The sequence below is a fragment of the Bradyrhizobium sp. genome (assembly GCF_027307225.1).
In the GTDB taxonomy this organism is placed as follows: Bacteria; Pseudomonadota; Alphaproteobacteria; order Rhizobiales; family Xanthobacteraceae; genus Bradyrhizobium.
Genome location: NZ_DAHUXJ010000015.1, coordinates 100,967 through 126,232, shown reverse-complemented (window position 1 = coordinate 126,232; position 25,266 = coordinate 100,967). Strand labels below are relative to the sequence as shown.

Here is a 25,266-nt window from a genome sequence, read left to right as displayed (position 1 = left end):
GACTCAAACTCCTACAGCGGCATCTGAATCCTTGATCTCAGGCACCCAAGGCGATTTTCAGGATTGCAACAAGTCCCGCGACCCCCAGCGCAAGGCAGCCCAGGCGCATTCCGACCAGCACCGGGATCTTGATCCTCGAGTGGACGTAATCTTCGATCACCACCTGGAGGCCGAACGCGATGTGATGGAACAATGCGACCAGGAGGAGCGTCATCAGCGTCGTCGTGACGGGCATTTTGAGCCACGCCACCACCGCCGCGTAACCCTTGTCCGCACGCATTAAAATCGAAACCGTAAGCCACACGGTGAGGGGCGCAAGCGCCACGGCCCAAACGCGCTCGCGCCACCAGGCTTCGACCCCATCCTTTGCGGAACCGAGTCCGAGCGCGCGGCCCAGCGGTGAACGCATCCGAGCGTTGCTCATGGGCCGTATCCTGCCAAAATGGCTCCTACGACATAGGTGAGAGCCGTAAGCGCTATGCTCGCCGCAACCACCGCCCATCCGGAGGCGTAAATCGCGCGGAGGCTGAAGCCGTAACCCGCGTCCCAGACGAGGTGTCGAATGCCGCCGCAAAAATGGAAGAAAAGACAGAAGGTGCCGCCGAACAGCACTATCCGGCCAACCCATGAGCCGATGAATGCATCAACCGCGGCATAGGCGTCCGGTCCGGCCGCCGCTGCAACCAGCCATATCACCAGCGCGACGGCGTAAGCGCTCAGGGCAATGCCGGTGATCCTATTACCGATGGACAGGACCGAGGTGAGCTGAGGCCTATAGATCTGGATGTTGGGCGAAAGTGGCCGCTGACGGTCCGACGGAGCCCTCGTCATGTCCCACTCCTCTCTTTTTCATCAGCTCCGACGTTCGATCGGCATCTTCTTGACATCGGCGATCGCTTTCCCGCGGTTCAGTCCCTTGGGACAGGTTCGCGTGCAATTCAGAATCGTGTGACATCGATAGAGCCGGAACGGATCTTCGAGGTCGTCGAGCCGCTCCCCGGTCGCCTCGTCGCGGCTATCGACGAGCCAGCGGGTCGCCTGGAGGAGAACCGCCGGGCCGAGAAAGCGGTCACCGTTCCACCAGTGACTTGGGCAGCCCGAAGTGCAGCAGAAACAGAGAATGCACTCGTACAATCCGTCCAACTGGGCCCGTTCTTGAGGTGATTGAAGGCGTTCTCGCTCGGGCTCCGGGCTCTTCGAACGAAGCCACGGCTCGACGAGCCTGTGTTGCGCGAACAAATGGGTGAGGTCTGGAACGAGATCCTTGATGATTCTCATATTCGCCAGCGGATAGATGGTCGCGGGCGTTGCCAGATCGGCGTTGAACTTCGTGCACGCCAGCCAGTTCGTGCCATCGATGTTCATCGCGCATGAACCGCACACTCCCTCGCGACAGGAGCGGCGGAAGGTAAGGCTCGGGTCGACCGTGTTCTTGATCCAGATGAGAACATCCAGGACCATCGGCCCACAGTCGTCGAGATCGACCTGATAGGTGTCGATGCGGGGGTTTTGCCCGGACTCGGGATCGTACCGATAGACGTCGAAGCGTTTGATTCGGGTCGCGCCGCGCGGCGCCGGCCACGTCCGCCCCCGGTTGATGCGTGAGGCTGCGTCGACGCCAAAATTCCTGGGCACCGGAAAGCGTTTGAGCACGGTGGTCCGCGGGACCTCGTCTGAGGATCGAATGATCACAGCCTGCTTCCGTGTAATTTTACCCGTTTTCTGCTTCGATGAGCGCTGCTCGGGATCGGGCTGTCCGGAAGCGAGTGCTTACTCGTCGTAATTGTTCCAACAGGGCGTCGCCTCTGGCGAGCATGAACGCCGTTGCGGCTACTATCACAGCGACTCGCCAGTTTGTCCAGCCGACAAGGGATGGTCAACGACACCGCAAAACCACGCGCCTGAGGCGGCATCCCACAGCCGCTCCCATCTGCTCTGCAGACGACTTTTGGACGCAATCCTAGACGAAAGTGCGAGGAGGTGGCGAAGATGTGTTGTGTGTTTGCATCGCCATTCATTCTCAATCAGCTCCTAAGTCGCCTCGACGCGTCAATCTAAATGGCTGTCAGGTTGATAGTTCCAGTTAAACCTGAAAACTGCAGCGGATTTCGCTTTCGCCTCCGAAAGGGACGAATGTGCAGGAAGCTCGAACAATCACTTGGCCTATAATCAAATCATTGCCAATGAATATAAATTCGACCGGCACTCGAAGAAGCCGACAATTTCGTCGAAGCGCAGACGCACGAGAAGCTTGCGCTTTAAATCCAAAGAACCGCAGCGACCATCCCAATCAGCGTTAGGACCAGGCCTGCGACCAACATTGGCGCAAGGCTGCTCCCGGAATAAGGGTCGGCAGAGGCCTTTTCAGTCACGAGATGCGCTCGATATTTCATGGCATGATCCCTCCTGCTCTCGCTTGAACCTTGTCACTCAAGGTTGAGGCCGAACAGGCCTGGCGCTAGAGCTCGATGCACGCGCATAAACAGGTATTCTGAATACATATTTATAAGAGTATAGTTCGTTCGCAAAGTCAATTTTTTTCGAGGACTCCACAATGACCGATGTCTGGCTCCCATCGTTGAAGACTGATACACCCCAGGCGGCCTTTGAGCTTGCCGACAGGCTCTCGCGAATGGGCGTAAAGCTCACACAGCCCTCCGACTAGATGAGGTCGCATTTGCGCGCTGCCTACGAGCAGGATTCCGCACAGCTCATGACCGCCCCCATGTCATTGCCGTACACTTCCAAACGGTCGCCGCTGCCAACAACTGGTGGCGGTAGACGCGGGCAGCCTACCGTTCTGGCCGCGCCCACTTTGGAATGCGCTACGGCTGGTCTGCATCAACGGAAGCTGTCCGCAGTACATGATCCGGCCGCGAAACGCTTGAGGAGAGGCGGTTGGCCTGAACAGCGGGCCGAAGAAAGCAATTGTTTCCTCGGATGGCCACCGGCAGCATCACGAAGTTTTGCGAAGATCGTCAAAAACATATATTTGAAATATTGCTTTGTTAGGTCAAACCGCCTAAGCATTCGAGTATGCTTAGTGGATCGATCCGAGTCCTGGTGCTGAAGAAGCGGCGCACGTTGTCATGTTCATCCAGACTGAAGCGACGCCGGACCCGGCACGACTGAAGTTTCTGCCCGGCCGGGTGGTTCTCGCCGAAGGCGTCCTTAATTTACTCGACAAGACGCAGGCTGCCGCCTCGCCACTCGCGGAACGGCTGTTCGCGATCCCGGAGATATCGGCGGTGTTCCTGGGAAGCGACTCTATTACCGTTACTAAGGTCAGCGGCAACTGGCAGCTACTCAAGCCGGCGATCCTCGGCGCGATCATGGAACATTTCCTGTCGGAGGCGCCGGTATTGCGCCAGGGGAAGGAAGCGAAGGGGCCTTCCTCTTCCCGTCCGACCGAAGGCCGTCCCGATCTGGTCGAGCGCATCAGAGAAGCGCTACGTCAGGTGATCGACCCTGAGGTCGGCTACAACATCTTCGATCTCGGCCTCGTCTATGACGTCGCTGTCGAAGAGGGGGGCGTAGTTTGCCTCACGATGACCACGACGACGCCGGGATGCCCGGCTACGAACTACTTGAAGGACGGCGCCGCACGGAGTGCGAGCAATGTGCCGGGCGTCGAGTTTGTCGATGTGAAGCTCACCTATGAACCGCGCTGGACGCCGGAGATGATGAGTCCGGAAGCCAAGGCGCATCTGGGGATCAGATGACCGAGGTGAATGGGGCGAGCCGGAATGGTGGAATTCCACAAAGCTTCGTCCACCCGCGGCATATCAGGATCAGAAAGGAAGCGAATGATGGGTGTCGAGAGCTCGTTTGGAAACCGTACCATCGGCGAAATTGCTGCGACACTTCCCGGTGCGACAGCCGTTTTTCGGAGGTTCAAGCTCGACTTCTGCTGCGGCGGCGATGCGTTACTCGCCGACGCCATCCGCAAGCACGGGATGGACATCGGACTTGTCGAAAGGACACTTGCCGCGCTTGATCCGAGCAGGTCGGCTTCTGCGCCCGAAGCAACCGACGCGCTAATTGATTACATCATCGGCCGCTATCACGAGACACATCGGCGTGAACTGCCTGAGCTCGTTCGTTTGGCCCGAACAGTCGAGGTCGTCCACGCGGGTCACCCCGAGGTGCCGCGCGGTCTCGCCGACACACTCGAAGCGATTCAGGTCGAACTCGGCGAGCATATGCAGCAGGAAGAGACAGAACTCTTCCCGTTGCTGCGACAACAGCGCATTGTCGCAGCCGAGCTTCCGATAGCCCAAATGCGTCACGATCATGATCGCCACGGCGAGCTGCTGCGCCGACTGGAAGCCTTTGCACAAGGCTTCGCCCTGCCGGAAGGGGCGTGTCGATCATGGGAGGCGCTCTATGTCGGCACCGATAAATTGGTCGATGACGTGATGGAGCATATTCATATCGAGAACAATGTGCTGTTCCCGAGATTCGACCATCGCGAAGCGGCGTGATCCGACGGCGCCGCTTGGGTGGCCTAGGATCCCGATTTCGGGTTGGCTCTGACTTACACGGTCCTATCGTCGTGCCGGCGCAGCCGGAAGCCCAGATGAGACACGCATGAGCGCTTTTTCGAACGAGCACTATTTTATCATCCAGGCCATCCATCTTCTGTGTGCCATGACGTTCGGCGGCGTCGTGATCTTCGAGGTCTGATCCTCGAATCCTTGCACAAGCGCCTGTCGAAGGATGTCATGATGGAAATCGAGTCCGGCATCATCCACCGCGCTCGAAAATTCATGCCGATCGTCGTCGTCCTGCTTTATGCGACCGGCATCCTCATGTTGCGAGCCCATTTTCCTGATCTTTCGACCATGCCCGAGAGCAGCTTTGGGCGGCTATTGATGGTCAAGGTCGCGCTTGCTGGCATCGTTCTCGTTTGCTTCATCAGCGCCATGACGCTGCATTTCCAGGGAAAAATGAAACCGGCGATCTTCAAGGCCATCCACCTCATCGTCTTCACATGCATCGTTGGCATTGTCGTCCTCGCCAAGGCGATGTTCTACGCATAGCGGCAGACGGTCCGACCCGGCCAGCCAGGATTCAGAGTTAGAACGCCGAGGCGGCATGTTCGCGTCCGTCCTCGGAAGAAGCCCGCTTGTCGGTTTTCTGGAGTGCGGCGACCGGCGGCTGCGGAGCGGTCTGACGAAAGGTCGCGCTAAAAGATATATTTTATATATTGCTTTTATGGATCGAGATGCTTACACATCGACCATCGAAATACCCGGTTACGCCGTGCAGCCAGTGTGCGGCGGAAAGGCTCGCTGATGACCCACGTCGTCACCGACAACTGCATCAAATGCAAATACATGGATTGCGTCGAGGTCTGTCCCGTCGACTGCTTCTATGTCGGCGAGAATATGCTCGTCATTCATCCCGACGAGTGCATCGACTGCGGCGTTTGCGTGCCCGAGTGTCCGGCTGAAGCCATCTTCGCTGACAGCGACATTCCGTCCGACTCGCACTGGCTCGGCCTCAATCGCAAGTATGCCGGGCTTTGGCCGAACATCGTCGCCAAGAGCGAACCGCCGCCCGATGCGGACGCGTGGAACGGCGCCCCCAACAAATACGCCGAACATTTCAGTCCGCAACCCGGCGAGCACGAAGGCTCAGACGAGCGGCCTGACCCCCGATCCGCTACCGAGGTCGCCGGCAGCGGACGATCGGACATTCGAGCGGCCAAAGGAGAAGTCTGAGCATGTCCACTGTCCCCAACGACGCATCGGTCATCGATGTGCGCGAACTCCCACCGGCCCAGCGCCATCAGAAAATTTTCCAGCTCGTCAACGAGCTGGCGGCCGGGCGCTCCTTCATTCTTGTGAACGATCACGATCCGAAGCCGCTCTATTACCAGCTTGAAGCCGAATATCCGAAGCAGTTCTCCTGGACTTATCTCGAGAGCGGCCCAACCGTGTGGCGGGTCGAGATCGGAAAACTCGCGAAGGCCGCCTGAACGTGCGCTTAGTCGGGAGCAGGGCATATCAGCTTCGCTCCTGACTGGCCTGAGGACGAGAGCAAGCCATGATCGGCGCATCCCTCTCCAAGTGGACGATGAGCTATTTCGGGGTCGCGCTCCTCGCGCTTCTCGGAGCCGAGTTGCTGATGGTTGTGGGTTTCGGCTTTCCCAGTCAGCCTGTGGCGGCCCCTCAGACCCTGGTCCTTGTTCATCTCGTTGCGATCGGTTGGCTCAGCCTGCTGCTGTCCGGAGCGCTCATTCAGTTCGTGCCGGTTCTTGTCGCCAAACCACTCTCCCATCCCGATTTGCCCGCTGTCGCGCTCGGCCTTCTGGTCGCCGGTCTCGCCGCCCTGATGGCCGGCTTTCTCGGCATGGCCGGTTTCCACTTGGACTCCACATTGTGGCTACCTCTCGGAGCCATCGGACTCATCGCCGGCTTCACGCTGATTATATGGAATCTCGGCCGGACTATCTGGTCGGCGTGGCCCATCAATTTGCCCGCGTGGTTCGTTGTGGCCGGGCTCGCGAGCCTCGTCGGCGTGGTCGTATTGGGAACAATCTTCTCCCTTGTGCTGAGTGGGTTGACGAGCAACGCGGCGCTGCTCCGCCTCACGGCGGAGGGGATTCCGCTTCACGCCGCGCTGGGCCTCGGCGGTTGGCTGACCTTCACCGCCATGGGAGTGAGCTATCGATTGCTCGCGATGTTCATGCTGTCTCCTGAAGCCGAGCACCGCACCAGCCGTGTTGCCCTTGTGGCAGGCGTCGGGGCTATCGCGGTTATCGCGATCGGCGGTCCGGTCTGTCTGTTGGTCTTTGGGCAAGCGGTCAGTCACCCGTTGCTCGCTGCGCTTGTGCTCGGGATCGTTGGTCTCGGTCTCTACGGCTACGACATCGTCCGGCTCTATCGGAACCGCAAGCGCCGGAACATAGAGCTCAACGCGCTGATGGCAGCCTGGGCGCTGGCCGTTCTCGGGCTTGCAGGCCTTCTGCTGTTGATATTGACGGCGGTCGGCGAGATCGATCGATTTGCCGGCGCGGTGATGTTTCTCTTCGCCTTCGGCTGGCTCACTGGCCTCGGTCTCGCCAAGCTATACAAGATCGTCGCGTTTCTTACGTGGCTCGAATGCTACGGAGGCCTTCTCGGCAAGCGTCCGACGCCACGTGTGCAGGATCTCGTCAACGAGCCGCGCGCGATGCCATGGTTTCGAATCTACTTCGCAAGCGTCGGTATCGCCGCGATCGCCGCGTTCTTGACAGCTCCGCTTGCCTTTCGGATCGCCGCATTCGGAATGCTCGTCGCAACGATCGGAATATGTGTTCAACTTGCGTCGATCCGCATGCTGAGATCGGTGCCGACACCGCTATTGCACGGCGAGAAGCATCCAAGGCCGCGACTGCTTCTTCCCAGCCTACAATCACGAAGATGAGGAGATGACAATGATCCAGGTCCAACATGAACTCGACGTACGGCCGATCCTGCGCGCTGGCGGAGAGCCGTTTACGGTCATCATGGATGCGGTCAAGAAGCTCGGCTCCGGCCAGGCTCTGCGGCTGCTCGCCACATTCGAGCCCATCCCCCTGTACGGCGTGCTGGCAAAAAAAGGCTTCGCCCACGCGGCGCGAGAGATCGGCGACGGCGACTGGGAGGTGGTATTTACGCCGACCGCTGCCCTTGCCAGTCCTCAAAAGGCCCAGCCCGTCGGGTCGACCGGAGGCAGCGCCGCATCGCCCGGATGGCCCGAGCCTTCGTGTCATCTCGACAATCGCGATCTCGAGCCGCCGGAGCCCCTGGTGCGCACGCTTGCCGCGGTCGAGGAACTGCGGCCAGGCGAGGTTCTCTCGGCGTTGCTCTGCCGCGAGCCCGTCTTCCTCCTGCCGAAACTCAATGAACGCGGGCACGAATGGCGAGGAGGCTTCGAAGCGGACGGTAAGACCTATAGGCTTGTGGTACGCAAAGGCGCAGGCAAGGAGGCGGCAGCATGAGGGAGGCAGATCGCCGGACGGCCCGAGATATCGCCGGCGCCGGCTTCGATTATTCGCAGCTCACGCCCGTCACGACGCCCCACGAACAGGTCATCGAGTTGTTGCTTGAGGCCTTGCAGAGGCTTGCTGACGCCAGCGAGGTGGATACGGCCTGCCGCATCGCGGGGAGGGCTTGTGCTGTACTGCGGCGGAGCGACGCGAAGGGCGAACGCCGGTTCAACGCCCTGCTCCATCGTCTCACGCGTAAGCTCGGACCGGTCGAGCAGGTGAACAATTGTAAGCCGTCCTGGCCATGAAGCTCACCCCAGAGCAGGAAGTTCGGGATTGGCGAATCCCGGATGATCTTGCAAAATATGCATCTGCCGTATACCTTTACGCTGACATGCCCGCCAACATTTTGCGGCCCTCGACCAGCAGCGCAGGGATGATCCATGAGATTGACGAACTTTACCGACTTCGCGTTGCGACTGCTGATGTACGCGGCGGCTCACGAAGATAGGCTGATCACCGTCGATGAGGCGTCCGAAGTCTATGACATCTCGCGCGCACATCTGATGAAGATCACGAATACCCTCACCAGGGCCGGATTTCTGAAGGCGGTGCGCGGACGCTCCGGCGGTCTGATGCTGGCAAAATCACCTCGCAAGATTTGGCTTGGCGATGTGGTTCGCCTCACGGAGCCCGACTTCGCGCTGGTCGAATGCTTCAACGCCGGCAATCAGTGCATTATCACGCGTAGCTGCCGATTGCGCGGCATCCTGCACGAGGGGCTCGAGGCCTTCAGCGCCGTCCTCGACAAGTACACGCTCGCTGACCTGATGCTGAAGCCAAAGGATTTTGGCGTGCGGCCAGCGGCGTGATCGGGAGCCCGAAACGCGCGGTCATGCGGCGTGGGCAGACGGTGCCTTGATACGACCGGCTGCCGCGCGAATCGCCGTGACCGGCATCCAATCGCGAAAAGTCCCTTGTCTTCCCCCGAGAACGGCGCCTGGTGCCTGACATCCTCGAGCGTTTCGTCGGGATAGCATCGCTCAAAGTCCTTGTGGATCAGCGACTTGAGGTAGGTTTGTTCTGTCTCGTCTGCCGGCTGCACGTAGTGATAGGAATTGCTTAGCATTTCATTCCTCCATTCTCGGATTCTGATCGAACCCCTCGCGCTCCAGCATCGGGACCAGCTATGCGGAGGATTCGGTGTCTCCGACCGCCGCGACAAGGGAGATGATTTCCATCCGCTCGGCGCGTGATAGGCAGCGGTCATCCGCAGATCGGGTGAATTCGCGATGCGTCAGAGTGACGGTCGGCGCATCGGGATTCGAAGTTAACGACTTAAGCAAGTTCTGGACTCCTGTCGGGTAGCAGGCGCAAACGAACCCGCCAGACATCGGGACCATTCTCAAGATACGACCAGGCGCAGCGCGATCCGTGTTTCGCTTCGAGCTGCAGGCGGAGCCGCCTGGGATCGTGATCCACGACGATCTGCAGCGATTGATCCGGCGCGAGATGCTCGAATAGCCGGGAAAGGATCGTGTGCCGGTAACGCGGTCGATTTCCGCCACATGAATCACGCGTTCACTGGGATTGGGCTCCGCGGTCGGCATCCTCCGTAGGTTCGCTCCAAAGCGGCCCGGGCGTCGGATGCTGGGATCGACGATCTCTTCGGACATTCGACTGTCGACACGGTCCTGCGTCAGGTCTCGCGGGGCTCGAATTGGCGGTGACGAGCTCGTCGCGATTACCGAGCAGGAGCCGCTGCCGTCGACCGCGGAATTGCTCGCTGCCCGGCTGCAAGCCACGCTTCACGACGACATCGAGGTCGAGGTGCATCTCTTCGAGCTCGGACTGAGCATCGGAATATCCGTCTACCCGCGAGACGGCGAGGACATCAGGTCGCTCTTTACCAACGCCGATGCCGCGCTCTATCGAGCCAAGCACGACCGGCGCGGTGCTGTCCGATTCTTCACCGCGACCATGGACCTGCAATTGCGCGACCGGCGCGCTGGTGCGCGACCTCAGATCGACGATTGTAAACGGAGAGCTGTCGCCTGAATGCCAGCCGCAGCAGCACGCCGACGGCAGAATCATCGGATTCGAGGCCTTGGCGCGTTGGCTTCACCCCAGCGCGGTCGCGTAAAGCCTGCAGAGTTCATTCCGATCGCGGAGGAAAGCCGGTTGATCGCGGAACTCGGTGAATGGGTTCTGCGCGAGGTACCGCAGCAACGATAGCGGCGCGATCGACGTACGGCGGCTTGATCCCGCTGATCCCGATAACACGCCGCGAAGGGCCGATTGCTCGTGCCGGACCGCGTAGTGATGCCGCGCCCTGGGCGCCAGGCCTACGCTTTTATGCGCTGACTACGATTTTGTGCGATAGCGTTGCGTGAGCGCTGGCCTGTGGGTCTATTACAGCGCGCGTCGCCATCGCGTTCTTCGTGTCGTGGACGCATCAATTCTTAGGTCCCTGGGTCTCTTGTTGGCACCAATGCGAGGTGCAGCGATGTTCGCTATTTGGTCGCTGTCAAGGGAAATGTGGACCTTGCGGACCTGGCGTTTTTGTAGCTGCGGAGGTCATACGAAGTGGGCTGCAGATAGAGGTGGCGGAGCACGGTAGGGAAGTTTGGCGAGCCGCCCCAGGTTCCGCGCGGTTGCTGTGAGCAGCACTTCGTCCCCGTACTCAATGCGCAGGCGGCGTTACCACGTCAGAAATTTATATGCGACAATCAGAGCCACCATGCTCGCGAAAATCAGCAGTGCCGGGAGGGATCTTCGGATCATGGGCATCGTCGAATGGCGCGCAGCCGATTGACCGGGCTGAGGTTTCGGCCCTCTCTGGAACCGCGTGACTTTGCCTTCTGTCGTTGGTGCGCGAGCCCTTGGTTCCGGCGCCGAGCCCACGCCTCCCATCTCGCTGTAATAAGCGCCGTAGACCTCCCGAATGGCCACGGCCGTGGACTCGGCCTCGCTCATCGTCTCGAGCCGGGTGCGATAGTTAGTTAGAAAGCTCTGTGCGTTTGACGGAAGGTCATCGAAACCACCGAGCTTGGCCATCATGAGCCAGGTGGCAAAATCCACCTCGGCTTTCGTGCGAGCTTTCTTAGCGATACTAGCGTTGGAGTGAGAGGACATGGTGGTCCGATTGGCTCGCCGGCCCAAACTGGCCGGCGTTCATGGCGATCGTTGGACAGTTCGCTTGGGCTTAGTGGTCGGCCGCGTCTACCAATCTTAGCCATTCCGTTGCCATCTCGTGCAGAATCTCACGCGATTCCCGGCCATTTGTTTGTCTCGCTAACTTCACGCAATGCTCGGCGTAGCCTTTTTCAATTGTCGGAATTGCCGTGGATAACCTCGCTCGATCTTAGGCGCGCAATACGCTGCCAAGTTTCTCAAACTCCATCAGCATCCTTCGAGCCCCTACAGCTGAATGTGTGACATCGGACGCTCAATGTTTGTCTCCCTGATGTCTACCCCGGTTCACGTCGCATGATGAGCGATACATTTTGGCCTCCGAAGCCGAACGAATTCGACATTGCTGTTGCGACGCGGGCGTCTCTTGCCTTGTGCGGCACGACGTCAAACGGGATTGCCGGATCCGGAATATCGTAGTTGATGGTAGGCGGGATGCGTTGGTACTCAAGTGTAAGAAAGGTGAATACCGCTTCGATGATGCCGGCGGCAGAGAGGGTGTGCCCGATCATTGATTTGTTGGATGAGACCGGAATCTTGCGAGCATGATCGCCAAACACAGCGGCGGTGCCAAGATATTCCATCTTGTCGTTCTCTGGGCGTGCTGGTTCCGTGCGCGTTAATGTAGTCGATCTGATCGAAGGTCATGCTTGCATCGGCGAGAGCGTTGCGGAGGCAATCGGCGATAGGAACCCCGTCCGGTTTGGGACGGGTACGATGGAAAGTGTCCGCCAATTCGCCGCAGCCGGCGATCACGCCCAAGATCTTCGCGCCGCGCGATTGCGCGGCGTCCAGGCTCTCCAGCACAAGCGCGCCGGCACCTTCAGCCATCACGAAACCTTGCCGGTTCTTCGAAAAGGGCTTCGATGCGCTGCGCGGGTCGTCGTTGTGAGTAGAAAGAGCCGACAGGAGGGAAAATCGCACCATAGCCTCTGCATTGACGGAACCGTCGGTCGCTACGCATAGGGCAGCATCGGTTCCTCCGCGCTGAATTGCCTCGACGCCGAGCTGGATCGCTGTTGCGCCTGACGCGCAGGCCGTTGACACCGAGATGGGCGATCCCTTTGTGCCGAAGGTCGCGCAGAGATGGTCCGCAACCGAGCCGAACAGATAGCGGGCGTGGACCTGCGTGAAACGGCCGCCGCCGCTGGTTCGCAGCAGGATGTCGTAATCCATCGAGCCCGCTTCGCCGGAGGCCCGTGCGATTTCTTCGCGCTGCGGCCACTCGACTTCGACCGGCGCCAGACCGAGAAACAACGGGCCTGGAAAATCGCCCTTTCGTCCAATTCCCGATTGGCCGACAGCCTCTTCGATGACGATATCTGCCAGACGCTCGGCCAGCGTTGTCGAGGAGAACGGCTTCACCTCAACGAAGTCGATGGTGCCGGCGATGCGCGTCTTTAGTCCGTGGGTGGAGAAGCGCCGGATCGCGCTTATTCCAGACTCTCCGGCGGTAATTTTCGTCCAATTCTCAGTTTTGCCCTCACCAAGCGACGTGATCACGCCCATGCCGGTAACGACGACGACAGGACGATTGTGGCCGTCACGCATTGTCGTCTTCGCGTTACGCAGCTTTGTGGATGCCGAGCCGGTTTCAAGGAGCGTCGTCATGAGACAGCCTCTACGAGCGCCATTCCTTCGCCGCGCCAATGACCGACGCCGACGGCCACTATCTGGGCCGGTATCGCGTCGATCTCGGTCTCTCGACCGGATGTATCGTTTGGAGGGACCAACGCACCGCTGGATAGGCTCAACGAAGCAAGAGCCAATGTTAACGGGAATTGCGCTTCACTGAGATGTCCGAAGGACGTGCCGACTGCCCGGACGGGGATATCGCCGTGTGCCGACAGAAAGGCAGCCTCTTCCCTGGTGGCAACCGCAGCGCCTGTCGCTGCAGTGTAGATCGCGGTTGTATTCTCGGTGACCCCTAGCGATTCCCAGAGACCTCCCAGCGCTCTTTCAACTCCGCCCGGCGCAGTTCTGGAGGAATGACCGGAAACGACGTTGACGAGCCGTGCAAACGGCTTGGCGCCTCGGCGCTCCGCATGAGGTCTCGACTCAAGCACCAGGAACACGCCACCCGACCCCAAAGCAAAGCCACCGCCGTTGCGCGACCAGACCGATGCGAAGTCCTTCTTGAGATTGAAGCCGCCACATTCGTAGAGCATCAGCATTTCCTTGCGCTCGCCGTTGTGCGCGGCGCCGACCAAAACAATCTCGCTCTGGCCGGAGGCGATCTTCACCCACGCAATCCGAACGGCGTCCACGCCGGCGGCTTCCTCGCCCATAAAGGTCCGTGACGATCCGGACACGCCATGGACGATCGATATGTTGCCGGCGAGCATATTGGATAGCTGCGCGAGGAACAGGGTCGGGCGCAGGCCGTTCATCAGCCGCTCATTGAGAGCCCCCGACCTTCCGTCCGCACGCGCGGTCAAAATCGCGGCGTCGACATCGAGATCGCGCTCACCGCCGCCCGCAGCGACGATCATGTCGGTCCGAGCCAGGATTTCCTTGTCGTGCTTGATGCCGGCCGAATCCAGGGCAAGGCCGGCTGCGTAGGCGCCGATGCGCTGCCATGCTTCCATCTGACGCTGGTCGCCCTTTTTCGGAATCTGGCTGTCCAGGTTAAGCGGCACCAATGGGTGGATCATCCACGGTGCATATCTCTCCAGGTCGATGTTTACACGGCCACTGCGGAGAGCGTCCCAATTTCCTTCCAACCCGTCCCCCAGCGAGGAGACGAGCCCGATGCCGGTTACCCACGTCTCGCGTCGATCTGCCGGAAGCCGCACCATTAGCGCAATCCAACGGCGAGATCCCGGCTTCGCGATCTTCCGCGGCGGATCGCCCACCGTTCGTGGCTATGGCGCATCACGCGATCAAGTGCCGCCCGGGAACGCAACGTCCTTTCGGGCATGCATGTGATGACGGCGTTGCGATCCTCGATCCCTTGTTCGTCGATGATCCACGTCCGCATATCCTCACCGGCGAGTCTGGCCGCAATCCGGTCAGGGGTCGGATCAATGTCGTTTGCCACCATCACATTCATTACGATCCGGCCGCCCGGTGCCAAACGGGCGCGGATAGCGTCGCAGGTTACCGCATCAAACTCCTCCGTGAAACGGAATCCCGGTCCACCGACGTCGATCGCAATGCCGTCGTAGTATGCGCGGTCATCGAACACGAATTTTCGAAAATCAGAGACGATGCAAGTCAGTTCATCCGGCAGATCGAAATACCTTTGCGCGAGCACGAAACTGATCGGATTAATGTCGACTATGGTCAGTCTCTTGCCGAGACGCGACAGCCGTGTCGCAAGATTCCCGCCACCACAGCCCAGGACAAGGACTTGGTCGGAGCGAGACAGGAGCTCGTCCATGAGCTTAACGTAGGTAAATACGCTTTCGCCGTCTGGCGTCGCCTGGCTCTGTCTTATCCCCTCTTCGAAATATACGCGTGTACCGTCCCAAGAACACTCGACGATATCGATCTGTCCGTTCCTTCCTTGATAACGCCCCAAAAGTTTCAAGGTCGAATACTCCAACATCCAGTTGAGACTAGAAAACATGCTTCATCCGTGAGTTTCGCGGAGAGGATTTGCCCCGACAACAGGAGCGCCGATACCGCCGATCACTAGAGGCTCAACGCCTCGGTCGGTCGTCGCGGACGCCAGGGACATTGTCTTTCACCAGCGCGCAAACGGTTATCAGAATTGCCCCGCCGATGAATGCGCCGATGATGCTGCCCAGGATGCCGCCCAACGAGCCTTTGGTGATTGCGTTCGCAAGATCCGGCAAGGTGTTGTGCAGCAGATAGCCAACCGTGACTCCGCCCACGAGTCCAATGATGGAATTAACGGGGTTGCCGAAACTAGAGCCGTTCAGGCTTCTTCCGATGATTATTCCGCCAATGGCGCCAGCGATTGCTTCCCCAATTATGAGAACACTTGACACGCCCATTAGGCAGCTCCTCACGGGCCGCAGAGTAGATGTGGCGTTAAAGGCCCTTACCGTGCGCAGCGCAGCGCTAAGACCGAACGCCGCCAAACATAATATGAAAAAGCTAAGGCTAAAAGTGGAAAATGCATGCTAGTCGTTGGTTTCATAATTTTAGCATTGCTGTACTGATGTTTGATACTTCATTTTTCATTCCCTACATAGAGGATTCCGGTGCACCATTATCTCGACGGCAGTGCATCGATGATATCTTGTGCATTTAAGTTGATGCTTGATACCATAGTTCATATGGTGTAGATGTATTTGTGCGTGTCGCATTGGAGCTTGCCGATTCATGATTTCCGCTAATCAACTCAGGGCTGCCCGCGCGCTCCTGAATATCGATCAACGGCAAACAGCTGAACTGGCCGACCTTTCAGTCCCGACCATTCAACGCATGGAAGCAAGCGACGGCGTCATCCGCGGCAATGTCGATTCCCTGATGAAGCTGGTTTCGGCTCTGGAGAATGCGGGAATCGAGTTGATCAATCCGGATGGTCAGAGCTTGGCTGGCGGTCGAGGCGTCCGGCTCAAGGAACACGTCACGAAACCAAAGATGAAGAATATAAAGCAAACTAAGCCTTCGTCGTCGCGGACCCTGGAACGAGCTCGATGAATACAAGGGTTTTCGGGACGATGGATTTCCCGATCGAAGGTGATGAAAACGCTGAAGACAAATGTTCTTGCAAGCGGATTCTGGCGTCTTAAGGCGCCTAGATGGCATTTGGGTGCCCTATGGGTATCCGACGTGCGCGCTGGAAAGGTCTTCCGCATCGATCTGGACGGCAAGGTTATGATCGTTGCCGACGTACCGGGTCGACCGTTCGGTTTGGGCTTTTTGCCTGACGGGGATTTATTGGTCGCCTCGATGACCCAACGGCTGATCCTGAAATTCAGTGCCGAGAAGCCGGCGATCCATGCCGACATGGCCGACGTCGCATCGGGATATCTACGGGAATTGGCCGTCGCTCGCGATGGAAGCGCCTATGTGACTTCATTCGACGCGGACACTTCCGGACCCGACTGCTTCGCGTCGGCTCGCGTTCTTCTGGCAACCCCGGATGGCAACATTCGATCGGTTGCCGACAACGTCGCGCATCCGAACGGGTTGGCAATCACAAGTTCGCATGACCTGCTGGTTGCGGAAACGCTCGGCAACCGGCTTCTCGCATTCGAGATCGACAGCGACGGAACATTGCGGCATCGAAAGGTCTTCGCAAACTTCGAGGGAATGAGCCCGCTCGGCATCTGTGCGGACTCCGAAGGCGCCGTCTGGGCAGCGGCTGCCCGACAGCCGCTTTTTGTGCGTGTGCAACAGGGCGGGCGCGTCACACATCGGGTTCACGTACCCGGTCGTCATGCGGTCGCGTGTCAGTTGGGCGGACAAGACGGTCGGACGCTTTTCTGTCTGACGGTAGCCGCCAATCTTGACGACTATCCCAACCGCGAGCAGACGGCCCGCGTCGAGATAATGACGGTCGACGTACCGGGAGCCGTGAGTTCGATACGGTTGGCGGAAATTGGCTCGCACTAGCGTTTCGAGTTGGCTTGGTCGGTCGCCACACAATCGAAGCGCAGAAAGCTAAAGATGGAACTCTCGGACAAGAATATCTCAAAAAAAGCGCCATCGCCATATATCGCTGGCCTTCTGTGTCGATGTCCGCGTTGCGGCAAGGGAAAGCTGTTTGAGGGGTTCTTGACCCTGAGATCCAGGTGCGACGTGTGCGGCCTAGATTTCAGCTTTGCCGACGCCGGCGACGGGCCTGCTGTATTCGTCATCATGATCGCTGGCGCTATTGTCGTAGGAGCCGCCCTGGTAACGGAGGTCAGATATCAACCGCCGTACTGGGTCCACGCGGCACTGTGGATTCCGTTGATCCTGATAGTCACGCTATGGCCCTTACGAGGCCTGAAAAGTCTTTTGATCGCGTTGCAGTACCATCACAAGGCATCGCAGGGAAAACTTGTTCCGCGAGCCAAGGAATAAGCCGCCTTTGCAGATCATGCGTCGGCCGGCGGCAACTCACGCGCGGCAAGCCATATATGCTCGGCCGCACTCTCGTTCACATATAGAATACCAAGGGCGGCGAGCAGATCCGGTCACATGGTTCCTGATGCCCAGGTCAAAAACGCGGCCAGAACGATGACCGTGTTCATGATCGCATGATTGCGAACGTCGGAGAGCGACTCGGCCAGATGCGGGAACCTGCCGTGCCTTAGCAAGACAAGACAGGCGATGTTGGTCAGCAGGAGTGCCGCGCCGGTTGCGGCCAGCGGCGTCGCGGACGGGATCGCCGCGCCGTAATAGTTCGCCGCGATCATCCAAGACAGAAAGCAGGTCGGAATGAGGATGATCGTCCTGGAGAATCGCACAAATGCCTCCCGGCCCGGCGTGCTCCCGTTGCGTCCGGACGACAACAGAACGCTCACACTCGCTGCTTCGAGAAAGGCGATACTGTCCGCAAACAACGACGCGGATCGAGCTTCGATGGCCAATATGAATTCGAGGCAGAAAAACAAGAGATTGGCCGCAGCCAGAAGCGGAAAAGAACCTAAGACACTCCTTTGCTTGCCGTCCATGTCATCGGCCATGTCGAGCAGACCTTAAAGCTTGCTTGTTTCAGCTGGGACCCGCTGTCAAAACGCTCAAGCGAGATTTTTGAGAGACAGGCAGCAAATGCAGAAGCAGCGAATACGCTGCTCGACAATCCTCCCCTCGAACCACGATCCGACGAGTTTTATGCTTTCAGGCGCATCATTCGAAATCCGGAGCCTTCGTCGCTCAGATTGCTGCGATGAACGCCCCTTTTTTCGGCAGCATAGCCAACATCAACGCCATCAGCGGCAAGACCGTTATGCTCACTCCGAGGGCCTGCCGAAAACCGTCTCGGCATCCAATGTCCACGGTCCTACCATCGAACCTAGGCGGACATTGCGGCTGCCCCGATGTCCGCCTGGACGACGCTCTTGAACTTTGCAAAATTGTCCTGAAACATCTGCACAAGCTTGGCCGCAGCGGCGTCGTAGGCCTCCTTGTCGCTCCATGTCTCCCGGGGCGTCAAGATGCGGCTGTCGACGCCCTTGACCGATGCGGGTACCTGAAAGCCGAAATGCTTATCGATGTAGAATTCGCCGTCGTTGAGCGTGCCATCGAGTGCGGCCGTCAGGAGAGTACGGGTCACCTTGATGGGCATCCGTTGTCCGACCCCGTATTTTCCCCCGGTCCAACCGGTATTTACCAGCCAGCAGTTGACGTTGTGCTTTGCAATGAGCGAGCGCAACAGATCGCCGTAGACCGCGGGCGGCCGGGGCATGAACGGGGCACCAAAACAGGTCGAGAAGGTGGCTTCGGGTTCGACCACGCCCTTCTCCGTTCCGGCAACCTTGGCGGTGTACCCCGACAGGAAATGAAACATGGCTTCCGCCGCTGTCAGCTTGGCAATGGGCGGCATTACGCCGAAGGCGTCCGCGGTCAGCATGACGAGATTTTTCGGGTGCCCAGCGCGCCCGGTCTTTGAAGCGTTGGGAATGAAATGCATCGGATACGCAGCGCGCGTATTCTCCGTTTTCGAGCTATCGTCGAAATCGCAGATCCGCGTGATCGGGTCGAAGGCGACGTTCTCCAGCACCGTTCCGAAACGCTGGGTGGTCGCATATATGGCCGGCTCGGCTTCAGCACTGAGCTTAATGGCTTTCGCGTAGCAACCGCCCTCGAAATTGAAGATGCCCTTGGAGCCCCAACCGTGCTCGTCGTCGCCGATCAGCGTGCGCCCCGGATCGGCAGACAGAGTTGTTTTCCCCGTTCCAGACAAACCGAAGAAGATGGCCGCGTCGTCCTGCGGGCCGACATTTGCAGAACAATGCATCGGCATGACGTTTTGAGCGGGAAGAAAGTAATTCAACGTCGTAAACACAGCCTTCTTGATCTCGCCTGCGTACGAAGTTCCCCCGATCAAGACGATCTTTCGCGAAAAATCGATCGCAATCACCGTATCGCTGCGCACGCCGTGGCGCTTGGGATCCGCCTTGAAGGTCGGGCAGCAGTAGATCGTGAGTTCCGGCAGGAATGTCGAGAGTTCGCTGCGGTTGGGTCTGAGCAACAGAGTACGGATGAAAAGCGAATGCCATGCAAGCGCCGTGAAGACGCGCGTACGCATTCCGAATTCCGGATCAGCGCCGGCGTATAGATCCTGAGCATACAAGGTCTTGCCGGCGGAGTGAACAATGAAGTCCTGATACAATCGCGCAAATTGCGCGGGGGTCATTTTGCCGTTGTTTGCCCACCAAACGGTCTGCTCCGTCTGGTCATCACAGACGATATATTTGTCTTTTGGACTGCGGCCGGTGTGCACGCCGGTTTCGGCGCAGAGCGCACCGCCGGACGTGACCTGCGCTTCGCCGTCCTTGAGGGCGCATTCGTACAGTTCGGGTTCGAGGAAATTCCAGTTCACCCGTCTGAGATCTCTGAATCCGAATTTGTCTGCCCCGAAATCCGGGTTGCGTGTGCCTTGTTCCAACATTTCGTTTCTCCCTGGGCGCGGCGGGTTAGGACGTGCAAGTGTCGACGACGACGGGTTTATTGCCATGCGAAGGCTGACGCGGGCGCCGCAACGCCCAACCACAGCCGACGGTCTTGGAAAATTTCGCCATGCAACGCCGGTTAGCGGCCCGGCGCAGCCTCGGCAGGCAGGCGATGAGGACATTTCGGTTTAGACGACCCGGATGGTCGAATATCCAAGAAGTCATGTGACCATCGGAAAGATCGCCACCGATCATGTCAGGCGCCGCGTCGAAATCGGTCGCGACAAGCATGTTCAGGATTGCGCGCCCGCTGGGTTTCAGCCGTGCCGTGATCGACTGACAGGTTGCCGGATCGAACTGCTCCTCGAAGCAAAATCCGGGTCCGCCGACGTCGATCGCCATACCGTCGAAAATACGTGTCTCGGCCAAGAGATATTCCCTAAAATCCGCGACTATGCAGAGAATTTCCTTTGGCAATCCGAAGAAGCGCTTGGCGAGGTCGAAGCTGACTGGGTTGTGGTCGACGACGGTTACGCTCTTGCCTTGGCGTGCCAGCATCGTCGCGAGGTTACCTCCGCCACATCCGAGGAGCAGGACACTGTTGGCGTCGCTTAAAAACGCTTCCATTATCTTTACGTATGGGAATCGACTCTCCCCGGACGCCGAGCTTTGGCTCTGGAAAATTTCGCCTTCGCGATAGAAGCGGTCGCCCGTCTGTTCGCTTTCCCAGATCGCGATCTCACCCAGCCTGCCTTTGTATTTGCCGATGATCTTCAATGCTACTCTCGTTAGATGTGATGTATTGAACATCAGTAGCGATCTTCCATAGATGTATGCCTAACGATCATGTTTTAGTCTAGCCGCATCTCCGAGGCGACGAACCGCTTAGTTCCGAGATTAAGCGCCACCCTCAGGATCAGTGCGTGGCGTCGACGGCGGCATGCGCGTTTGCTCCGAAACTGGCCACGCAGACGCTCAATACTGCCGACCACAATATGGGTGCAGCCGCGTGGGAGCCGAGATGCCAGTTCATCGAAGCCAGGATGGCGGGAGGCGGCTGCAGGGCAAGCGATGCGCACCCGATGGAAGCAAAAAAGAGACAGACGGCGAGCGTACTGGCTGTTCGATCAGGCTCGGAGGTCGACATCAGCCGCGATGCGTGGCGGATTCGCGTGCTCGTCAACGTAACGTAGCGGTGCTTTGTCAGAGCCACCCCCGCTGCGAGCACCAGATAGATCAATGGCAGCAACGAGACCACTGACAGCATTGGATCGCGACTAGACGTGCTGGAATCATCGTCCCGATATTGTGCGAAAAGGATTACCAACGGCGTCACCGCAAGGACTACTCCGGTTTGAACGCACCCAGCGATCAAGCCGGCTTGGAAGAGCCGAAGGCGTCCCCAGAGCCTCAAATGGAGCTGGCGTTTTTGGCCGCTCGATCGAGCAGGGCGAGAAGGCCCTGCAAGATCATGGTGGGCGGCGGAGGACAGCCGGGAATATGAAGATCGACGGGAATTACCTGCGAGACCCCTCCTACCACTGCATAGCTGCCGGCAAAACAGCCGCCATCCCGGGCGCAATCTCCCACGGCGACGACCCATTTCGGGTTGGGGATCGCATGATAGGTGCGCTCCAACGCCTCGCGCATGTTCTTCGTCACCGGTCCGGTCACCATCAACACATCAGCATGACGCGGCGACGCAACGAACCGGAGGCCGAAGCGCTCGACATCGTAGTAGGCGTTGTTAAGCGCGTGGATTTCAAGTTCGCATCCGTTGCAGGAGCCTGCGTCGACCTCGCGTATTGAGAGGCTTCGGCCGAGACGCCGCCGGACCGCGCGACCGACGGCCGTGGCGAGTTCGGTTACCGCGATGTCGTGCGGCGACGGTGCCTGTTCTGTGAAGGGCCGGCGAAACAGACTTTCCAAAAGCAGCTTGCGCATCTTGTGCCGTCCTTAGAGATCGTGACCCGAGTAGGAGCAATTGAACGACTTGTTGCAGAGCGGAAAATCCGCAACGATATTACCCTCGATCGCTGCCTCTAGAAGCGGCCATTGAAACCACGACGGGTCGCGCAGATGGCATCGTTCGACCCGGCCATCCCGCAAGCGGAGCCAAACCAGAATGTCGCCGCGAAATCCCTCGACGATCGCCATGCCTTCCCGCGGCTCACGAAGTTGGCCCGCCCTTGCCCGCGGTGGGCCTTCGGGAATCCGGTCCAGTATCTGGTCGATCAGGGAGAGGCTCTGCTCAACTTCACGCACTCGGATCCAGATGCGCGCATTGACATCACCCTCATTCAGGACGGGTACCTCAAAGCGCAAGTCATCATACGGCGGATAGGCAAGGGTCCGGCGCGCGTCGAAGGATCGGCCGGAGGCGCGGCCGACGTAGCCGCCCGCGGCATATTGTTTGGCCAATGCGGGGTTGAGCACACCGGTATCGACGGTGCGATCCTGGAGCGATGCTGTGTTGTCATAGAGTTCGACCAAAGCCGGAAAGCGGAGGCGGACATTATCCAGTGCCATCTGGATAATTTCTTTGCCTTCGTCGCTGAGGTCGTGGGTCACCCCACCGGGCACGATAATATCCCGCATCAAGCGATGACCGAATGCCGTATTGGATGCACGCAGCACGCTCTCGCGCAACACGCTGCAGTGCGCGTGCATCAACGCGAAAGAGGCATCGTTGCAGATCGCCCCGACGTCGCCGAGATGATTGGCGAGCCGCTCAAGCTCCGCAAGGAGAGCACGCAGCCAGATTCCGCGATCCGGCACGACAAGCTGTAAGGCCGCTTCGGCCGCCCGCGAAAAGGCAAAAGCATAGGCGACGGTGCTGTCGCCTGACACGCGTCCGGCGAGTTGGGCAGCACTTTCGACGCTGGCGCCAATCATGAGCCCCTCGATACCCTTGTGGGTATATCCGAGCCGCTCTTCCAAGCGGACCACGGTCTCTCCGCTTGCCGCAAACCGGAAATGCCCAGGCTCGATCGTTCCCGCATGCACCGGACCGACCGCGACCTGGTGCAGGCCGCCGCCTTCCGCCGGCAGGAAGCGATACGGCGGCGCCTTCGGCAATGCGTTGATACGGTTGCCCAAGGGGAAGCGGACGCCCCAACGATTGTGATCAAGCCACGGGCGAGTGTCGGGCAAGCCTTCCGCCGACAATCCAAACAGATCGTTGATGGTGCGCTCCAATCGAAGCGCCGGCGGGTGGTGCTTGCCGACTGACGGGTAAACGCAGTCGGGACAATCCAGGCTGACAACAACGATATCTGCCGCATATCCGTCCATGATCGCCATGTGCACCGTGGAGGGTTCTCCCCAGAGGCCGAGTAGGCTCCAGCGTCCCTGTGCCAGCTCGCTTGCCGCAAATGTCCAAACCGAAGCATCGACTGTAGCTCGCGGCCACGGCCTGTGTTGCTGGACCTGACGGCCCTCAAGCATGACGTCGATTAGCGATGGCATATCCGGCTAATTCCCCCAACTATCCCAAAAGGCGAGCCACATGCTGGAACCAGACGACGAGCGGCGCGGGAAGATAGATTCCCGCAACCAGAACCAGCGAGAGATGGGCAAACATCGGCACATAGGAAGCCTCGGCTGACTTGGTGCTGCCGCGAGGCTCACCGAATGCGACGCTGGTCATGCGCAAGGTCAATGCGCCAAAGGCAAGCAGAAGCCCGAACACCAGCACGATAGCAAGCAAGGGAGCCCGGGCGAAGGTGGAGCTGACGACGAGAAATTCGCTCATGAAGATGCCGAGCGGCGGCAAGCCGGAGATCGCGACGACGCCCATCACCAGACCCCAGCCCAGCGCCGGATGGGTCACCGTCAAGCCCCGGATCCTGGAGATCCGCTGCGTGCTCTTGATCTGCGAAATATGGCCGACCGCATAGAAAATCGCCGATTTGGTCAAGCTGTGCATCACCATGTGCAACAGCCCGGCAAAATTGGCGAGCGGGCCGCCCATGCCGAACGCGAACACGATGATGCCCATGTGCTCGATCGAGGAATAGGCGAACAGCCGTTTGATGTCGCGCCGGCGGTAGAGCATGAACGCTGCAAAAACCAAGGACACGAGGCCGATCGTCACCATCAGGGGGCCGGGCGCAATCGCTGCCGGATTGGCGGCCAACAATATCTTGAAGCGCAATAGCGCATAGAGCGCGACATTCAGCAGCAGCCCCGACAGCACCGCCGATATCGGCGTCGGACCTTCGGCGTGGGCATCGGGCAGCCATGCGTGCAGCGGCGCGAGACCGACCTTGGTGCCGTAGCCGAGCAGAAGGAATATGAAAGCGACGTTGAGAAGCGCAGGATCGAAATTCGCGGCATGTTGGATCAGAAGCGTCCAGACCATGCCGTCCTGCCCTTCGCCTACGACCGGGCGCGCCGCCATGTAGACCAGGATCGTGCCAAACAGGGCGAATGCGATGCCGACACTGCCCAGAATGAAATATTTCCACGCAGCTTCGAGGGCGGCGTGCGTCCGATAGATCCCGACCATCAGCACCGTGGTCAGGGTAGCGATTTCCAGCGCGACCCACATCAAGCCGATATTGTTCGACACGAAGGCGAGGTTCATGCCGAACATCATGGTCTGATACATGGCGTGGTAGAAACGCAGGTACACCGGGGTCAACCGCCCGGTCTCGAGTTCGTGCGCGATATAGCTTGCGCTGAAGATGCTGGTCGTGAAGCCCACGAAGGTGTTGAGCACGATGAAGACGATGTTCAAGTCGTCGACCAGCACATACGGCCCCGGCAGCGGACGTTCGACCACGAACAATGAGAGCGCCGACAGGAATGTCGCGAGACTAGCTACAACATTTAGCCGCGCCGTCAGCCGGTAACCTGGCAGTATGGCCAGCAACGCTGCCGAGCCGATCGGAATTAGCAGGACAGCCGCCACTGGATCGAAGGAAGGCACGTTCATCGCCGTTCGCCCCGGAAATCGTCGAGTGCGGACACGTCCACGGAGTCGAAGCGTTCGCGGATTCGGAACAGGAAGATGCCGATGACGATGAACGCGATCAGGATCGAGAAGGCGACACTGATCTCAACGACGAGCGGCATTCCTTTAGCGCCGGTAGCTGCCAGCACTAGTCCGTTCTCGAGCGACATGAATCCCACGACCTGACTGACGGCATTGCGGCGCGTTACCATGACCAAAAGTCCGAGCAGCACAACCGACAGGGCGAAGGCGAGGTCCTCGCGCGCCAGCGGGTCGGCATCGGCGGTCACCCTCAGCATCAGGACCATGGAGAGGGCGACCAGTGCCATCCCGGCCAGCATGGTTGGCCCGATACCGACGGCCGACTCGATGTCGCGATGAATGCCAAGCTGCTTGATGATGCGATGCAGCGCCACCGGAATGACGATCGCCTTGAAGATGAGGGCGATTGCTGCCGTGATGTAGAGATGGGGCGCGTTCTGGACATAGGCTTGCCAGGCGACGGAAAGCGCGAGCACTACGGCATGGAGCGCAAAGACGTTGAGCAGCGAATAAAGCCGGTCCTGGTACAGCATCATGAAGCTGATCAGGACGAGCCCGCCTGCGAGCGTATGCGAGATATCGAAGTCGAGGCTGTGCAT

30 protein-coding genes and 2 pseudogenes are annotated in these 25,266 nt (G+C 59.2%); 15 read left to right on the top strand and 17 right to left on the bottom strand.

Annotated features, from left to right (window positions below):
• Window positions 1–37: 37 nt before the first annotated feature.
• From sdhD to M6D32_RS02745, 3 genes are read right to left on the bottom strand one after another with little or no spacing between them, the layout of a single operon-like run.
• Window positions 38–424 (bottom strand): succinate dehydrogenase, hydrophobic membrane anchor protein, encoded by a 387-nt coding sequence (gene sdhD / locus M6D32_RS02755; RefSeq protein ID WP_298253081.1) that lies wholly within the window; start codon window positions 422–424, stop codon window positions 38–40.
• Complete coding sequence (gene sdhC / locus M6D32_RS02750; protein WP_298253080.1) at window positions 421–831, bottom strand: succinate dehydrogenase, cytochrome b556 subunit; 411 nt, start codon at window positions 829–831, stop codon at window positions 421–423. The genes sdhD and sdhC overlap by 4 nt, the downstream gene beginning before the upstream one ends.
• Before the next feature lie 21 nt (window positions 832–852).
• A complete protein-coding gene (locus tag M6D32_RS02745) occupies window positions 853–1,635 on the bottom strand; it encodes a succinate dehydrogenase iron-sulfur subunit (RefSeq protein WP_298253270.1) in 783 nt (260 codons plus the stop codon).
• Between the two features lie 919 nt (window positions 1,636–2,554).
• On the opposite strand from M6D32_RS02745, the gene M6D32_RS26910 reads away from it, so the two are divergent.
• From M6D32_RS26910 to M6D32_RS02695, 11 genes and pseudogenes are all read left to right on the top strand, one after another.
• Window positions 2,555–2,665, top strand: a complete 111-nt coding sequence (locus M6D32_RS26910; protein ID WP_366145805.1) for a hexameric tyrosine-coordinated heme protein — start codon at window positions 2,555–2,557, stop codon at window positions 2,663–2,665.
• A gap of 65 nt (window positions 2,666–2,730) precedes the next feature.
• Window positions 2,731–2,781: a hexameric tyrosine-coordinated heme protein gene (locus M6D32_RS02740; protein WP_298253268.1), complete on the top strand. Its 51-nt coding sequence runs from the start codon at window positions 2,731–2,733 to the stop codon at window positions 2,779–2,781.
• Window positions 2,782–3,089: 308 nt separating this feature from the next.
• Complete coding sequence (locus M6D32_RS02735) at window positions 3,090–3,722, top strand: NifU N-terminal domain-containing protein (protein ID WP_298253079.1); 633 nt, start codon at window positions 3,090–3,092, stop codon at window positions 3,720–3,722.
• Between the two features lie 84 nt (window positions 3,723–3,806).
• On the top strand, window positions 3,807–4,484 hold the full coding sequence (gene ric, locus M6D32_RS02730; protein ID WP_298253078.1) for an iron-sulfur cluster repair di-iron protein: 678 nt from the start codon (window positions 3,807–3,809) through the stop codon (window positions 4,482–4,484).
• 243 nt (window positions 4,485–4,727) lie between these two features.
• The gene (locus tag M6D32_RS02725; RefSeq protein WP_298253077.1) at window positions 4,728–5,042 is read left to right on the top strand and encodes a hypothetical protein; all 315 of its coding nucleotides are present in this window, start codon (window positions 4,728–4,730) and stop codon (window positions 5,040–5,042) included.
• 255 nt (window positions 5,043–5,297) lie between these two features.
• Window positions 5,298–5,630 (top strand): annotated as a pseudogene (fdxA, locus tag M6D32_RS02720) (ferredoxin FdxA); the annotation flags it as partial.
• Window positions 5,631–5,728: 98 nt separating this feature from the next.
• Window positions 5,729–5,983, top strand: a complete 255-nt coding sequence (locus M6D32_RS02715) for a DUF2249 domain-containing protein (RefSeq protein ID WP_298253076.1) — start codon at window positions 5,729–5,731, stop codon at window positions 5,981–5,983.
• A gap of 68 nt (window positions 5,984–6,051) precedes the next feature.
• Window positions 6,052–7,413 carry a hypothetical protein gene (locus M6D32_RS02710; protein WP_298253075.1) on the top strand — a complete coding sequence of 454 codons (1,362 nt, stop codon included), beginning with the start codon at window positions 6,052–6,054 and terminating at the stop codon, window positions 7,411–7,413.
• A 4-nt stretch (window positions 7,414–7,417) separates the two neighbouring features.
• Window positions 7,418–7,969, top strand: coding sequence for a DUF2249 domain-containing protein (locus tag M6D32_RS02705; RefSeq protein ID WP_298253074.1), 552 nt, complete (start codon window positions 7,418–7,420; stop codon window positions 7,967–7,969).
• Window positions 7,966–8,265 (top strand): hypothetical protein, encoded by a 300-nt coding sequence (locus M6D32_RS02700; RefSeq protein WP_298253072.1) that lies wholly within the window; start codon window positions 7,966–7,968, stop codon window positions 8,263–8,265. Before M6D32_RS02705 ends, M6D32_RS02700 begins: the two co-directional genes overlap by 4 nt.
• Window positions 8,266–8,400: 135 nt before the next feature.
• Window positions 8,401–8,829, top strand: coding sequence for an Rrf2 family transcriptional regulator (locus M6D32_RS02695; RefSeq protein ID WP_298253070.1), 429 nt, complete (start codon window positions 8,401–8,403; stop codon window positions 8,827–8,829).
• Between the two features lie 466 nt (window positions 8,830–9,295).
• Here M6D32_RS02695 and M6D32_RS26905 read toward each other — a convergent pair whose 3' ends face one another.
• Window positions 9,296–9,451, bottom strand: a complete 156-nt coding sequence (locus tag M6D32_RS26905) for a DUF2249 domain-containing protein (RefSeq protein ID WP_366145812.1) — start codon at window positions 9,449–9,451, stop codon at window positions 9,296–9,298.
• Between the two features lie 153 nt (window positions 9,452–9,604).
• Between M6D32_RS26905 and M6D32_RS02685 the strand changes: the two genes are divergently transcribed.
• Window positions 9,605–10,015 (top strand): GGDEF domain-containing protein, encoded by a 411-nt coding sequence (locus M6D32_RS02685; RefSeq protein WP_298253068.1) that lies wholly within the window; start codon window positions 9,605–9,607, stop codon window positions 10,013–10,015.
• Between the two features lie 642 nt (window positions 10,016–10,657).
• Here the strand turns inward: M6D32_RS02685 and M6D32_RS02680 are convergent.
• From M6D32_RS02680 to M6D32_RS02660, 5 genes and pseudogenes are all read right to left on the bottom strand, one after another.
• Window positions 10,658–11,092: a hypothetical protein gene (locus M6D32_RS02680; RefSeq protein WP_298253066.1), complete on the bottom strand. Its 435-nt coding sequence runs from the start codon at window positions 11,090–11,092 to the stop codon at window positions 10,658–10,660.
• A gap of 335 nt (window positions 11,093–11,427) precedes the next feature.
• Window positions 11,428–12,700, bottom strand: a pseudogene (locus M6D32_RS02675) (beta-ketoacyl-ACP synthase).
• Between the two features lie 56 nt (window positions 12,701–12,756).
• Window positions 12,757–13,947: a beta-ketoacyl-ACP synthase gene (locus M6D32_RS02670; protein ID WP_298253064.1), complete on the bottom strand. Its 1,191-nt coding sequence runs from the start codon at window positions 13,945–13,947 to the stop codon at window positions 12,757–12,759.
• Complete coding sequence (locus tag M6D32_RS02665; RefSeq protein WP_298253062.1) at window positions 13,947–14,720, bottom strand: class I SAM-dependent methyltransferase; 774 nt, start codon at window positions 14,718–14,720, stop codon at window positions 13,947–13,949. The genes M6D32_RS02670 and M6D32_RS02665 overlap by 1 nt, the downstream gene beginning before the upstream one ends.
• Before the next feature lie 73 nt (window positions 14,721–14,793).
• Window positions 14,794–15,111, bottom strand: a complete 318-nt coding sequence (locus M6D32_RS02660) for a hypothetical protein (protein ID WP_298253060.1) — start codon at window positions 15,109–15,111, stop codon at window positions 14,794–14,796.
• Between the two features lie 331 nt (window positions 15,112–15,442).
• Here M6D32_RS02660 and M6D32_RS02655 point away from each other — a divergent pair, with 331 nt between their 5' ends.
• Genes M6D32_RS02655 through M6D32_RS02645 form a run of 3 tightly spaced genes read left to right on the top strand, consistent with a single transcriptional unit; the run spans window position 15,443 to window position 17,134 of the window.
• The gene (locus M6D32_RS02655; RefSeq protein WP_298253058.1) at window positions 15,443–15,763 is read left to right on the top strand and encodes a helix-turn-helix transcriptional regulator; all 321 of its coding nucleotides are present in this window, start codon (window positions 15,443–15,445) and stop codon (window positions 15,761–15,763) included.
• A 42-nt stretch (window positions 15,764–15,805) separates the two neighbouring features.
• A complete protein-coding gene (locus M6D32_RS02650) occupies window positions 15,806–16,681 on the top strand; it encodes an SMP-30/gluconolactonase/LRE family protein (RefSeq protein WP_298253056.1) in 876 nt (291 codons plus the stop codon).
• Between the two features lie 54 nt (window positions 16,682–16,735).
• A complete protein-coding gene (locus M6D32_RS02645; protein WP_298253054.1) occupies window positions 16,736–17,134 on the top strand; it encodes a DUF983 domain-containing protein in 399 nt (132 codons plus the stop codon).
• Window positions 17,135–17,247: 113 nt separating this feature from the next.
• Here the strand turns inward: M6D32_RS02645 and M6D32_RS02640 are convergent, their stop codons facing one another.
• The 8 genes from M6D32_RS02640 to M6D32_RS02605 all read right to left on the bottom strand — a co-directional run bounded on the left by M6D32_RS02640 (window position 17,248) and on the right by M6D32_RS02605 (window position 25,266).
• Window positions 17,248–17,739: a hypothetical protein gene (locus M6D32_RS02640; protein ID WP_298253051.1), complete on the bottom strand. Its 492-nt coding sequence runs from the start codon at window positions 17,737–17,739 to the stop codon at window positions 17,248–17,250.
• A 329-nt stretch (window positions 17,740–18,068) separates the two neighbouring features.
• Window positions 18,069–19,667: a phosphoenolpyruvate carboxykinase gene (locus M6D32_RS02635; protein WP_298253266.1), complete on the bottom strand. Its 1,599-nt coding sequence runs from the start codon at window positions 19,665–19,667 to the stop codon at window positions 18,069–18,071.
• Window positions 19,668–19,692: 25 nt separating this feature from the next.
• The gene (locus M6D32_RS02630) at window positions 19,693–20,445 is read right to left on the bottom strand and encodes a methyltransferase domain-containing protein (protein WP_298253046.1); all 753 of its coding nucleotides are present in this window, start codon (window positions 20,443–20,445) and stop codon (window positions 19,693–19,695) included.
• Between the two features lie 139 nt (window positions 20,446–20,584).
• On the bottom strand, window positions 20,585–20,935 hold the full coding sequence (locus M6D32_RS02625) for a hypothetical protein (protein WP_298253044.1): 351 nt from the start codon (window positions 20,933–20,935) through the stop codon (window positions 20,585–20,587).
• A gap of 143 nt (window positions 20,936–21,078) precedes the next feature.
• Window positions 21,079–21,612 carry an NADH-quinone oxidoreductase subunit B family protein gene (locus tag M6D32_RS02620; protein ID WP_298253042.1) on the bottom strand — a complete coding sequence of 178 codons (534 nt, stop codon included), beginning with the start codon at window positions 21,610–21,612 and terminating at the stop codon, window positions 21,079–21,081.
• Between the two features lie 12 nt (window positions 21,613–21,624).
• Window positions 21,625–23,136, bottom strand: a complete 1,512-nt coding sequence (locus tag M6D32_RS02615; RefSeq protein ID WP_298253040.1) for an NADH-quinone oxidoreductase subunit C — start codon at window positions 23,134–23,136, stop codon at window positions 21,625–21,627.
• A gap of 19 nt (window positions 23,137–23,155) precedes the next feature.
• On the bottom strand, window positions 23,156–24,607 hold the full coding sequence (locus tag M6D32_RS02610; protein WP_298253038.1) for a hydrogenase 4 subunit F: 1,452 nt from the start codon (window positions 24,605–24,607) through the stop codon (window positions 23,156–23,158).
• Window positions 24,604–25,266 carry a hydrogenase-4 component E gene (locus M6D32_RS02605; RefSeq protein ID WP_298253264.1) on the bottom strand — a complete coding sequence of 221 codons (663 nt, stop codon included), beginning with the start codon at window positions 25,264–25,266 and terminating at the stop codon, window positions 24,604–24,606. The genes M6D32_RS02610 and M6D32_RS02605 overlap by 4 nt, the downstream gene beginning before the upstream one ends.